The organism is Brenneria rubrifaciens (assembly GCF_005484945.1).
Classification (GTDB): domain Bacteria; phylum Pseudomonadota; class Gammaproteobacteria; order Enterobacterales; family Enterobacteriaceae; genus Brenneria; species Brenneria rubrifaciens.
In genome coordinates, this window is record NZ_CP034035.1 from 1,667,288 (window position 1) to 1,680,196 (window position 12,909).

7 protein-coding genes are annotated in these 12,909 nt (G+C 57.6%); 3 read left to right on the forward strand and 4 right to left on the reverse strand.

The genetic code is table 11. The annotated features are described in order from the left end of the window. Positions 1-8 precede the first annotated feature (8 nt). Together EH207_RS07805 and EH207_RS07810 are read left to right on the forward strand one after the other, a co-directional pair. Positions 9-494 carry an aminoglycoside phosphotransferase/kinase family protein gene (locus tag EH207_RS07805; protein ID WP_137713470.1) on the forward strand — a complete coding sequence of 162 codons (486 nt, stop codon included), beginning with the start codon at positions 9-11 and terminating at the stop codon, positions 492-494. Next, positions 487-1,857, forward strand: a complete 1,371-nt coding sequence (locus tag EH207_RS07810; protein ID WP_137713471.1) for an aspartate aminotransferase family protein — start codon at positions 487-489, stop codon at positions 1,855-1,857. The genes EH207_RS07805 and EH207_RS07810 overlap by 8 nt, the downstream gene beginning before the upstream one ends. A 20-nt stretch (positions 1,858-1,877) precedes the next feature. On the opposite strand, the gene EH207_RS07815 is transcribed toward EH207_RS07810, so the two are convergent. From EH207_RS07815 to otsB, 3 genes are all read right to left on the reverse strand, one after another. Next, the gene (locus EH207_RS07815; RefSeq protein ID WP_137713472.1) at positions 1,878-3,533 is read right to left on the reverse strand and encodes an alpha,alpha-trehalase; all 1,656 of its coding nucleotides are present in this window, start codon (positions 3,531-3,533) and stop codon (positions 1,878-1,880) included. A gap of 194 nt (positions 3,534-3,727) precedes the next feature. Then, a complete protein-coding gene (gene otsA, locus EH207_RS07820; RefSeq protein ID WP_137713473.1) occupies positions 3,728-5,152 on the reverse strand; it encodes an alpha,alpha-trehalose-phosphate synthase in 1,425 nt (474 codons plus the stop codon). Beyond that, a complete protein-coding gene (gene otsB / locus EH207_RS07825; RefSeq protein WP_137715299.1) occupies positions 5,149-5,943 on the reverse strand; it encodes a trehalose-phosphatase in 795 nt (264 codons plus the stop codon). The genes otsA and otsB overlap by 4 nt, the downstream gene beginning before the upstream one ends. A 582-nt stretch (positions 5,944-6,525) precedes the next feature. Between otsB and EH207_RS07830 the strand changes: the two genes are divergently transcribed. After that, complete coding sequence (locus EH207_RS07830; RefSeq protein WP_137713474.1) at positions 6,526-7,878, forward strand: condensation domain-containing protein; 1,353 nt, start codon at positions 6,526-6,528, stop codon at positions 7,876-7,878. 52 nt (positions 7,879-7,930) lie between these two features. On the opposite strand, the gene EH207_RS07835 is transcribed toward EH207_RS07830, so the two are convergent. Then, on the reverse strand, positions 7,931-12,424 hold the full coding sequence (locus EH207_RS07835; RefSeq protein ID WP_137713475.1) for an amino acid adenylation domain-containing protein: 4,494 nt from the start codon (positions 12,422-12,424) through the stop codon (positions 7,931-7,933). Positions 12,425-12,909 lie beyond the last annotated feature (485 nt).

The window sequence follows — 12,909 nt, forward strand, 5'->3', positions numbered from 1 at the left end:
TCATTGAATTGGTTGCACAATCAGTAGATCACAAAACTCTATGCCTGTCTTTTTTTACCCGCCCATTACTGGGGATTCCTCAGCGCCACAGCGGGTTTGTTACCGGCATCATTGATTTCGGCGATGCGGTTTATACCGCGGTGGCCGTGGATGTTTCCACCGCGCTGCTGAACCAACTGCCGCGGGATGTCGCGGCCAATCCGCCGGACGATCTGTTTGCCGCCGGTCGCGATCTGCTGCGCGGTTATCTGCGTCAGGCGGTGCTCAGCCGTGAGGAACTGGCCCTGTTGCCCCATTTGGTCATGGGGCGGGTGATTGCCCGGGCGCTGATCACGCTGTGGCGTGCCCGGCGTTTTCCCGACAACGCCCGCTATATTCTGCGCAATACGGAACCGGGCTGGGGGCAACTGGCCTGGCTGCTGGCGCGCCCCGCTGACACCTTGTCGCAAACCTTTATGTCGATGATCCCGTCTTCAGGAGTAAAGCATGACTGATTCCCACCTTCGCCGCGGTAAAATGGTTAACGCCTTTGATCCCGATAACCTTGCGCATTTGGATGCCGCCGCCCGCGCCGCCGTTGAACGCCGTATCCGTCTGCTCGGCCCGGCTTATCGCCTGTTCTATCAGCAGCCGGTGGAGGTGAACCGCGCTCAGGGAGTACGGCTCTATGACCGCAACGGCAATGTCTATCTGGACGCCTACAATAACGTGGTTTCGGTGGGGCATGCGCATCCGAAGATCGCCGACGCCGTTAACAGCCAGATGCGGCGGCTGTGTACCCATACCCGCTATCTTCAGGACGGCATTCTGGATTACGCCGAACAGTTGCTGCCGACTTTCGGCGGCCGCATCGCGGAGCAGGGCCATATGATGTTCACCTGCACCGGCTCGGAGGCCAATGACCTGGCGCTGCGCATCGCCCGGCACTATACGGGCCGGCAGGGGGTGATCATTACGTCTGAAGCCTATCACGGCAACTCGTTCCTCACCGCCGGTATTTCGCCCTCGCTGGGGGGGCACTCGCCGCTTGGCGAGTGGGTATGCCGCGTTCCGGCGCCGGATTCCTATCGGTTCGCCAGCGCGGAGATGGGTCAGCGGATGGCGAGGCAGGTAGCCGAACAGATCGACGAACTTCAGCGCCGCGGTCAAGGGCTGGCGGCGTTTATCGCCGATTCGGTGTTTTCGTCCGACGGCATTTATGCCGACCCCACGGATCTGCTGGCGCCGGTGGCGGAAGTGGTGCGAGCGGCTGGGGGGCTGTTCATCGCCGACGAAGTGCAATCCGGTTTTGCCCGCACCGGCGACGCGCTGTGGGGCTTTCAGCGTCACGGCGTCGATCCGGATATCATTACCCTGGGCAAACCGATGGGCAATGGTTATCCGGTGGCGGCGGTAGCCGTCACCCATGAGGCGGTGGCGCGTTTCGGCCGCGACCAGCGCTATTTCAATACCTTCGGCGGCAACTCGGTGGCGATCGCCGCGGCGCAGGCCACGTTTGATGTGATCCGCGAAGAACGGTTACAGGAAAACGCCCATCGCATCGGCGCGTTTATCCGCGCAGGTCTGCACGACATCGCCCGCCGTTATCCGCAGATTGGCGATATCCGGGGAGCGGGGCTGTATATCGGTGTTGAGATGGTCAGCGATCCGCAAGAGAAAGTACCGGATGCGGCGCTGGCGACCGCGATTGTCAATGGGCTGCGTGAGCGCCAGGTGCTGATCTCGGCTACCGGGTTCTCGGCCAACATACTGAAGATTCGTCCGCCGCTGGTGTTTTCAGAAAACGACGCCGGCCAGTTGCTCACCGAACTGGAGGCTGTGCTGGCACAGTGGGTATCGCGGGGGAGCGCGCGGTAATATCAGGGCGGGATTGAACATCATTCATCATGTTCTCCGTAAAGGCCAATCAGCCGACAAACAACGCCGTTGGTCCAACCGAAGCCATCTTGAAGCGGATATTCGCCCCCGATGCCTTCGCGCGGGGTTCCATCGGCGATATGGTATTTTTCAATCAGTTTATGGTTGCGCCGGTAAAAAAGATTGACTGTTTTTAGCCAGTTGCGGGCAATTTCATCGCCGAGCGCATCATGGCCGTACAGCTTAAAGCCCTGAATGGCCATCCATTGCAGCGGCGCCCAGCCGTTAGGGCTATCCCATTGTTCGCCCGTATTGTGCTCGGTCGTCATGAGTCCCCCCTGGGTGAGCAGACGCGCGCGCACCGCCTCTGCCAGCCTGTCGGACTGTTCGTGGGTGGCAAGTCCCACATAGAGCGGCACGATGCTGGCGGCGCTGAACAGCGCCATTCGCTGGCGATGCCAGTCATAGTCACGAAAACATCCTTCCTCTTCATCCCACAAATAGCGGGTAACGGCGGCGCGGCGGTCTTCCGCCTTTTGGCGAAATAGCGCCGCCGTCTCTTTATCCCCCTTCAGAACAGAGATATTGCTGATGGCGCTCTCCAATTTGTAAATAAACGCGTTGAGATCAATCGGGATAAACTGCGTGGTGCGAATACTGGCGAGGCGATGAGCATCACGCAACCAGCGAGACGAATAGTCCCACCCCGAAGCGGCTCCCGCCCGTAGATCCCGGTAAACCTGGTTCGCCGGTCGAGCGGAGTGTTTCGCGGTTTCCACATCTTCCAGCCAGGATTCGTCGCGCGGGGTGTCCCTGTCATCCCAGTAGCGGTTGAGCAGGGCGCCGTCCGGCAACCGCACCGCGTGGCGGTAGGCCTGATTCAGTTCCAGCGATTCGGCGCCGTCCATCCAGAAGGCATACTCTTTCAATAGATGATCCAGATAGCGGCGGGCGCCGCGCACGCCGTCTTCTTCAAACAGCTCCACCATCAGTGCAAATACCGGCGGTTGCGAGCGGCTGAGGTAATAGGTGCGATTGCCGTTGGGAATGTGCCCATAGGTTTCAATCATCCAGGCGAAGTTATCCGCCATGCAGCGCAGCAGATCGTCGCGCCCGCTCTCCGCCAGCCCTAGCATGGTGAAGTAGGAGTCCCAGTAGTAGGTTTCCCTGAAACGGCCGCCCGGCACAATATAGGCCTGGGGCAGCGGCAGCAGCGACGACCACGGAATATGGTCCTGAGGTTCGCGCGTCAGCACGCTCCAGAGATGATTGATATGTTCTTTAAGGGAGTGCGCTGGATCGGAGACATAATCGCCGCCAGGGTTTTCCGGTAGCCAGAAATGCTCATCGACAAACTGTCTCAGGTCAAAACCGGCTTTGTTTTTCACCCGACGGTAGCGAATGAGAATTTCCAGCGGATCTCTTTTGGGCGCGCAATCGGGGAATACTTTGCTGTCGTCAAAAATACGCGAAGACTGCACGTGTTCAAACAATTCCAGATAGCGGTCGGCGGGTGTTAGCGCGTCGGAGGGCGGCAGCCCTTCGATCATTTCCGGTTCCGGCTCCGCTTCGAGCAGGGTATTCAGTGTTAATTCGCAGGGTTCAAGTTCGTATAGGCGGTCGTTATCGATATCGGGCTCCACGGGTTTAGCGACGTGTGATTTCGAGTTGAACATGTGCTACAAACCTCAGCATGACGTTATAAAACAGACGGGGCGACTTTTTGCTAATTTTAGACATTCATATCATTAGCTACAGTAAAAGTGTGCTAATTAGACATTGAGGAATATTTCGATTGCAACAAATTATGAACAGCCCCCTGTCAACGGGGCTGTTTGGTAAAGGGATGACGCATGGCACTGCCAGAAACCTAGAGGGTTGTCTCTTTGGCGACGGTGCCATGCCCGGCACTGCGCGGCGGGATAGCCCGCAGATCCGCCAGATAACGTTCACGCCAGTGCGCAATATCATTTTTGCGCAACACCGCCATCATGTCGTTGTAGCGGGAGAGACGCTCGGCGCGCGACATGCTTAGCGCTTTGTCCAGCGCCGCCGCCACTTCATCCCGATCGTAAGGGTTGACGATGAGTGCGGCGGTCAATTCGTTGGCCGCGCCAGCAAATCGCGACAACACCAGTACGCCTGGATCGTCAGGGTCCTGTGCCGCCACATACTCTTTCGCCACCAGGTTCATGCCATCGCGCAGCGGCGTGACCAGCCCGATATCCGTCAGACGAAATATTTTCATCAGCAACCGGCGATCGAAATGCTGGTTAAGGTAGTAGAGCGGCGTCCCGTTCAGGGTGCCGTATTTGCCGTTGATCCGCCCAACTTCCATCTCCAACTGGTGGCGGATATCCTGATAGGCCTGAACATCCCCGCGAGAAGTCGGGGCGATTTGCGAATAGCGAACCCTGCCGCGATGCTGCGGGTAGTTTTCCAGCAAGGCCTCAAACGCAAGGAAGCGTTCCGGCAGCCCTTTGGAATAATCTAGTCGTTCGCAGGAAATAATATTCTGTGCATCACCCAGTTCGCGTTTCATCGCCGCCATTTTTGGCGGCAGCGGCCCTTCCGCCATCTCTTTAATGCTGTCCGGCGCGATGCCTATCGGATAAGTCTCTGTCATGAAAGTATGGCCGAAAGCGCGGTGGGTTTTTGCCCCGGTCTGGAGCAACGTGGTCAGTTGCCCAATATTGTCGAGAAACGCCATCCGGTCGTTTTCCGTCTGGAATCCGATCAAATCGAATTCGCTCATCATTTCCAGCAGTTCTTTGTGTGTAGGCAGCGCATTGAAAATTTCCGGCGTAGGAAAGGGAATATGCAAAAAGAAACCGATACGGTTATTCACCCCGATTTTACGTAGCGCGGCGGCGAACGGCAGCAAATGGTAGTCATGGATCCACAGGATATCGTCGGGCTTAATCAACGGCTGTAACCGTTTCGCCAGAAAGTCATTTACCTGGCAGTAACCTTCCCAGGCTTCACGCTGAAACTGCACCAGATCGATACGATAGTGGAATGCCGGCCAGAGGACGTTATTGGAAAACTGACAGTAATACAGATCGTAATCGTTTTGATTGAGCGGAACCGAGGCGTATGTGATGCCATCCTTTTCAAGTAGCTCCAGATCATCCTCGTCCTGACCGGATATTTCGCTTATCTCTCCATTCCAGCCAAACCATAATCCCCCGGTGCTTTTTAGTGCATCCAAAATGCCTACGGCCAGTCCGCCCGCGCTGGACTTCGATTTGTCAGGAATGGCGATACGGTTGGATACAACAACCAGACGGCTCATAACCTTAACTCCTTACCGACGTTATCTTGATTGAGTTGTAATCGTTGTTGTTCAAGCCATTGGTAAACGTCCGCGACCCGTTTCAGGCGGAAACGGGCATGGCCTGAACCCTCTCCGACCTTAACAGAGATGCCTTGCATGGCGTTCACAGCGATAAATCCTTTCTCATCCGTCAGGTCGTCTCCTACAAAAACCGGGATGCGTCCGGCGAAAGGCGCTTCCCGCATAAAGGCGTTAATCGCCACGCCCTTATCGGTTCCTCGCGGCTTTATTTCCACCACGCATTTGCCGGGCTGTAGCGTCAGTTGAGGAAACCGGGCCACGGCGGATTCGGCCAGCGCGAAAACTTGCCGCTCGTACACCATCGCCTGGCGATAGTGCAGTGCGAAGGCCATCTCTTTGGCTTCCAGCAAGGTGCCCGGCATGGCGGCCATTGCCTGTTCCAGCATCTGCCGCAGGGGGGCCGCCACCTCCGCCGGCAGTATGACGCGATGCAGGTTACCCGAGGCGTCACGGCGTTCGGCGCCGTGTACTCCCGCCAGCGGCAGAATGAGCGGCGCGGTCAGTTTATCCAACTGTTCGAGAGGGCGGCCCGATACCAGCGCCACCGCGCCGTGACACGCGGTAGACAACGCCTGCAAATTGGCGCGGACAGCGGAAGGGATGACAACGGCGTCCGGTTCAGGTCGAATCTCCGCCAGCGTGCCGTCCACATCGAAAAAGAAGGCGTATGGGCCGCCGTCCAGTGCGGGGAGGGGCGGCGAGTCTGTCGTGTTTTCTGTTGCAATCATGGGGGGCAAACTGATTCTCCTGTCTGTAGCGTGTAGGTTGAAAATGGTGTTCACACCGCATGGCGTTCTGCTGTTGCGTGTTAAGCAAGGTGTTCTCGCGGCGCCATGACGGGCACGGGTATTGATTTTCTAAATCGCAATCGCGTGAAACGTGTCTGATGCCAGGGCAGAAGTGAAGAAAGAAAGCGACGCAACCGAAATCCTAACAACATGTTGCGAGTAGGCAGGTATGGATAAAACAGCTCAATTTTCGGTAAATCCGTAGGCAGCACTCTCTAACAAGATGAATTGGATAGCTATAATCCAATAAACACACACTCCCGAAAGTAACATCATTGTCACTAAGTGTAGACGCTGGCGGATGTTTTACCAGTCTCTGGGTCGGTTTGTTTTTGTTAATGATAATAAGTGTTATTATCATTCATGGATTTGGCTTACCGCTCAGGGAAAAAGAGACGGCCGTCGCCGCGGGGACTGGCCACGCCTCCAGAGGAGCAAAAAGGCTAGCGGGTGGGACCCTCGGCGGGGCCAGGGGATTTGCCCGCGGCGCTAATATCGTTTGCTACGAGGAAAAGTGCGGATATGTCAGAAACAGGTCTGAATGCAGGGTGGATGCCCCTGACACCGGCACAACTGGATTTTTGGGAGGAATTCACCCTGTATCCCGATCAACCGATCTCGACGGTTGCGCATTGTATCGATATTCAGGGGGACGTTGATCCGGCAGCGCTGGGTAAAGCAATCATGATGACGATCGGGGAGACCGATGCATTCGCTCTGCGTTTTCATATTGCGCAGCCGGGGCAGGCGCCGGTACAGCGGTGCGATCCGGCTGCGGCGCCATCGCTCCAACAGATTGATTTGCGCGATGCTCCCGATCCCCGGCAGGAAGCCTTGCGGCGCATGCGGGCCGATGCGGAGCAATCGCTGGATCTATTGCGGCAGCCGTTAGCGGCGCATTGGTTGATCAGGATCGGCGCGTCGCACTATCTCTGGTATATCCGGGCGCACCATATCGTCATTGACGGCTATGGCATGGTTCTGATCGAGCATCGTTGCGCCAGTCTTTACGCCCACTGTATCGGTAAGTGCGAAGCGGGCCCCGCCTTCCATCCCTTTGCCCGTTACCTGTCGGAAGAGATGGCCTATAGCGCAAGTCAGCGTTTTGATGACGATCGCAGTTACTGGCGGAATTACCTGTCGTCACCTGTTGAATTGCCGGTACTGCATAAAGGCGGCGAAGATTACGGCGCGTCCCCTTTACATCTTGATTGCCGGCTACCGGCGAGTTTTAGCTGTGATTTGCGGCAGATGGCCGACAGCAGCGATATGGGCTGGCCCGATCTGCTGCTTGTGCTTTCCGGCGCCTATCTGTTTCATCATTTGCCGTGCCAGCCCCACACCGAGCGTGAGACGCTGCCATTGTGGGTGCCGTTTATGAACCGGCGAAGCTTGGTCGGCGCTTATGTGCCGGCGTTGCTGGTCAACATCTTGCCACTGTTTATCAACGTCGCGGCGGATGAGCGTTTGGGGGATTTCTTACAACGAATGGCGCGGGAATTGCACATGCAGCGGTCGCACGGGCGGTATCGCATTGAGCAGATCGCAGCCGATCGCGGGCTGTCGGCGGGGTTCCGCTATTTCTTTTCCCCGCTGGTGAATGTGTTGCCTTTCGATCCTCCCGGATTCGCAGGGTGCCAGACCCGCCGGCATGTGCTTGCCAGCGGCCCCGGCGACGGTTTCAACGTCACCTGGCGCGGGCGAATGGATGCCGGCAGGCTGAGGGTGGACATTGACGCCGATCCCGCGCTGTTCCGGCAGGAGGCATTTATCCTGCATCGGCAAACGCTGCCAACGTTTATGCAGCGCGTGGTGCAGGAGAACGCGCTGACCCGGCGGCTTCAGGATCTCCTGGACTCGCCGGGCCAGAAGTAGGGCGGGCGGCGTCGCCATGCGGGGCCGCGTCTCAACGGTCAAGCGCGGGATGTCAGGTCTGTTGCAGTAGCCGCGAGACATGGCGGGCATTATTGCATTTTACCAGATCGTAAGGGCTGAGCCGAACCCCGAACGTCTCGTTGAGCCGTATCGTGATGGGCTGGAGATGCGACGGTTTCAACCCCATCGTCATGAAGGCGGAATCTTCATCAAATCTTTCTCCGTGCTGGATGCCAATCGCATGCAGATAAATACCCAGAATGCGCTGACAGCACCGGGTTTGCTCGTCCGCTATCGCCGCGTCGCGTGCCGTGACGCCAGCCGATCGCTCAGCGATAAAGCTCTCCTTGATGCGGCGCCGATCCGTTTTTCCGTTAGCCGATAATGGCAGCGCCGTGGCGTGTATCATTCGGGTCGGCACATGGGTACAAGGTAAATGGCGACTGACGAACGCTCTCAGTTCCGCTATCGGAATAGCGTCGCCCTGCTGCGACGTGTACATCGCCCCCAGCGTGATCTCACCCGTTTCGCCAGCCGGGTAATCCACCACCGCCACCTCTTTGATCGACGGATGTTTATCCAACGCGCTCTCTATTTCCGGCAGTGAAACCCGTATCCCCCGGATCTTGACATAACCGTTGACGCGGTTGGCGAAGATGATATTGCCGTCTTTACGATAATAGCCTTCATCGCCAGTGCGAAAGGCGCGTACCGGCTCTCCCGCCGGGTCGGTCAGGGTAACGAAATCATGCTGACAAAGGATACCGTTCTCCAGATAGCCGAGCGCCAGATTTACCCCCGCCGTATAGATCCGGCCGACGACGTAAGCCGGACAATGTTCCCCGGTGTCGTGACAGATGAAATACCGGTTTGCCGGCAGAGGTTTGCCGTAAGGGATAGTATCGCTATCATCGGCGGTGATTTCGTGCCAGATGCTCCAGATGGTGGTTTCTGTCGGCCCGCCCAGAGAAAACAGCCGGGCATCGGCAAGGCGCGCCCGGAGCGCCCGGATGGTCGCCGGCCTGATGTAATCCCCGCCTTGTGCGATAAGTCTGAGGGAACGTAGCCGATCGTCCTGGGTACAGGAGAGCAGCATATCAAGGATGGCCGGCACCGAGCACCACAGGGTGACGCGATGGCGTTCGACAAGCCGGTTCCAGGATATGGCGTCCTTTTCCTCGTGCGGTTCGGGTATCACCAGCGTTGCACCGGCACACAGCGACCCGAACAGGTCGAAGACGGACATATCATGGTGCAGCGGCGTGACCGAGATAAACACATCCTGCTGCCCGACGCCCCATTTTTCGAGGGTCCGGCCGATGACATTGTCGGTCGCCCGGTAGCTGAGCACCACGCATTTGGGTTTGCCCGTCGTGCCTGAGGTATAGAGATAATAGGCGGGGTCGCGGCTGTGGCTCCGCTCGGAGAGCGACGCGTCCGGCAGGTCGAGCGCCGCCAGCTCGACGGGAGATAGCAGCGCAGCCGGTTGCACGACCCTCATCTCCCCAACGGGAATAACGCTGACGATCAGATCGGGCTGACAGTTGGTCAGTAGATACGCCATCCGTTCCGGCGGCGAGTTGATGTCGATCGGCACCCAGATGATCCCCTGTAACGCGCAGGCGAGGGTGATGGTCAGATGCGCCGGCGAACGGGGCAGAGCAAGGGCCACCACGTTGCCCTTTTTCATTCCATAGCGTCGCAGGTTCGTCATCGCCGTCTGAACAGATTGTCCGAGTTGCGCATAGGAAATCGTCCGGGGGCCGCAGTGGATGGCCGCTTTATCGGGAGACGGGGCGAAAAGATGATGGGCGATGCGATTGAGAAAACCGCTACCGATGTAATCACGTTCGTCGCCGTTGTGATGGTAATGATGATAATCGATAAATTGCGCAGGCATCGGGAACTGCGCCGTCTGGCGGCAGGTCAGCGCGATTCTGGCGGCGATCGCCTGAAGCATATCCTGCACTATCGTCTGATCCAGCGCGTGTTCGGCGTAATCCAGACAGAGCAGCAGATTCTTGTCCTGATCCAGCGACAGCCGAATATCCATCGCTACCTGCGGGGTCTGCGTCAGCCCTGAGTGGAAACGCATCGGGCTGTCCGCGGGCGGCGACTCCCACGACAGGCCGTTGGTCAACACCACCGGCAGCGCCGGGCTTTCTCCATGCTGTTTGAGCAATAACCGGGTCAGGTCAACCCCGGAAAACGTCAGGTGTTGCAGTGATTCCAGAATATCCTGTTGCAGACGGCGGGCGGCGTTTAAAGATGCATCGCGCGTGCGGGTAAAGCTGATCACCACAAACGTGGATGCGTTGCCCAGCCGGCCATCCGCTGATGGAAAGGAAACCGGGATGCCCACCGGCAATGCGCCACCCCGCAGCCAGAGTGACAACGTCTCCAGAATCGCCGCCGACAGGATGCTGTTCTGAAACAGACCGTGCGCCGCGCCGATGGCGGAGATTCTCCTGATCAATCGGCGCGGAAGGCGAAGGCTTTCTCTGCGCCATGGTGACGAGCGAATGGAGGCCAGCGGCTCTCTCCAGGGGAATGCGGGAGGCGGCGGGAGATGTTGCAACTTTTCGCGCCAGTACCTTCTGTCATCCAGCCGCCGGCGGGTCAGTAACGCCGGTTCACTGTTGTCAGGCCGCGCTATCCGCAGCGGGAAGGACTGCGGCATCGGTTCCGCTCCGTCGAACAGCCGCGTAATGATGGTCGAGATCGACGATCCATCCAGAATTAATGCATCGAAACTTGTGAACACCACGGTAGTAAAATCATCGTCTTGGTGTCCGGCGCCTTCAGCCAGCGTGATAATCCAGATATGCCAGGGCGAAAGGGTAAGGTTGTTAAGGGTATGGGAGCGGGCACGGCGGATCTCGTCCACTTGTCGCAGGGCGTCGCCGCGGGGTATGTCGCGCAGATCGATTTCATCCAGATTAATGACGGTTTCAGGCGAAACGTATTGGATCAGCATGTGGGGATCTATCCGGGTGCGTAACGCCTCATGCCGCCGCACCAGCTCGGTCAGCCGTTGGCGCAGGGTCGCTGCGGGGAGAGTCCCGCGGTACTCGCGGAAATCCTGCATGGCAACGCCGCCTAGCGGCCATTGTTCGCTTCTGCCCAGCAAATAAGCCTGTTGCAGAGAAGTCAACGGTGTCTGCATGTTATTTCCTCGCGTCAGAATGGGCTCCGCGCCGGAGGGGGGCGGCGAATGGATCGCCGCCGTCTGCCGCGGCATCAGCATGCTCTCAAGCGGCTGGTTCAGCGTATCGGGCGTCAGGGCCAACTGGCGCATCAGATTCAGATAGCTGTCAAACAGGGGACGGATGATCGGTTTGGGAAATAAGTCAAGGCGTACATCCCAGTTCACCAGAATGCCGTCGCGTACCTCGACGACCTGGGCATCGAGCGCCACCTGCGGCCCCTGGGAGATCACCCAGTTCATTTCCCCGAAGGTGCGCAACACCTCATCGGAAAACAGTTTGCCGCCGGGAAGCCCGAGTCCTGAGGTAAACACCAGCGGGGCAATTTGCATGTTTCCGTGGTGGCGCGACAGGTCACGCAGCACATTGACCCCAGGATAATGGCTATGGGTAATTAACCGTGCCAGCCGTGAGGCCGTCCGTCGGCAAAACGTCAGCAGACTTTCGGCGGGATCGTATGCCACGTCCAGGATAACTAGGTTGGAGAAATCGCCGATAATGCGTTCGGCCTCTTTGACATAGGGCCGGCGGTGGAACATCGGCACATTAAGCCGGAAACGCGTCATGCCGCAGCTATGTCCCACCACGCCGGCAAACGCGCAGAGAAACAGCGTTGCCAGGGTCAGATGATGTGTCCGGGCGATTTTCGCCAGCGTCCGGCGCTCAGGCTGTGTCAGCAGTCCGGCCAGCCGGTTACTGCGGCAGTGGCCCGCGACCGGGCTTTGCGGTAGGGCCGGGGCGGGCGGAATGGCGGGAAGGCGCTCATGCCACCACTGTTTATCGTTCTGATACCTTTTCAGCCGGCTTTTATCGCCGCGCATACGATCCAGATAGCGAAAATAGGCGACTTGCGTATTGCCCGCGGGCGGACCGGGCTGGCGGTAGAAACGGGTCAGATCTTCCATCAGAATTCGGAAACTCTGGGCATCGGCGGCAATCATGTCCAGATCCACGTGCAGACGACAGCGGCCCTCCGGCAACAGGCTGACGCTGATATCGCATGCCAGACCTCGCTCAAGCGGCAGTTTCTGCGTGGTTTTGCTCTGGCGTTTGTCGGCAAGATAACGGTCTGCGTCACACTGCGAATCGCCTTGCCAGTCATCGATCTGCAACCGGTAGCGGTCATCCATGTTCTCTATGGTCTGACGGCCTTCAGGCGTGATGCGCAGCCGCAGCATCGGATGACTCTGATACAAACGGCTGATGGCCAGGCTTAGCCGCGCGATATCCAGCCCGGCGCCGTCGAATTCAGCGTATAAATGCGCTGCGACGCCGCCGAGGGGCTGTTCGTATTGCCGACCGACCCAACTGGCCGCCTGCATCGGAGTCAACTCTTTCATAGGTGGAGCCCATCAACGTTGAGTGAACGGGAGAGCAAAAAAACATCTTACAGTATAAATGATAATTCTAATTATTCGCATTTGCATTTAGAGCTATGGACAGACACCCGTTTTGGCAATAAACAGCGTTTAGCGTTACGGGGCCAAGCCAGGTGGCGCTGCCTGGGCAACCGCTCAATGATTTTTATTGATAACGATTTGCATTAACTAATTTGAAATATTATCATTCGCGTTATTATGATTAAGTTGCTTATTTTTTAACCTCAGGTTGCTGAAAGGCGGTCAAAGCCAGCAGTGGAGGCGTTCTTTTTTAATTCATTTGAGTTGTAGCCATCGTCAGAGAAGGCAAATCAATAATCAGGCGATGGTGCCAGGGCAGATCCAGTCTGTCTTCCGGCATGGATAACGCGTGTAACAGAGTCGTACCGGATGCCAAATGCCGTTTGCAAAGTGAAAACCACACTTATTTTTTCTATGTGAGTAGA

What these genes read in the sequence shown, in the direction of transcription:
- EH207_RS07810 (WP_137713471.1), top strand. Translation starts at nt 487, where the DNA reads ATGACTGATTCCCACCTTCGCCGCGGTAAAATGGTTAACGCCTTTGAT.
- EH207_RS07815 (WP_137713472.1), bottom strand. Translation starts at nt 3,533, where the DNA reads ATGTTCAACTCGAAATCACACGTCGCTAAACCCGTGGAGCCCGATATC.
- otsA (WP_137713473.1), bottom strand. Translation starts at nt 5,152, where the DNA reads ATGAGCCGTCTGGTTGTTGTATCCAACCGTATCGCCATTCCTGACAAA.
- otsB (WP_137715299.1), bottom strand. Translation starts at nt 5,943, where the DNA reads ATGATTGCAACAGAAAACACGACAGACTCGCCGCCCCTCCCCGCACTG.
- EH207_RS07830 (WP_137713474.1), top strand. Translation starts at nt 6,526, where the DNA reads ATGTCAGAAACAGGTCTGAATGCAGGGTGGATGCCCCTGACACCGGCA.
- EH207_RS07835 (WP_137713475.1), bottom strand. Translation starts at nt 12,424, where the DNA reads ATGAAAGAGTTGACTCCGATGCAGGCGGCCAGTTGGGTCGGTCGGCAA.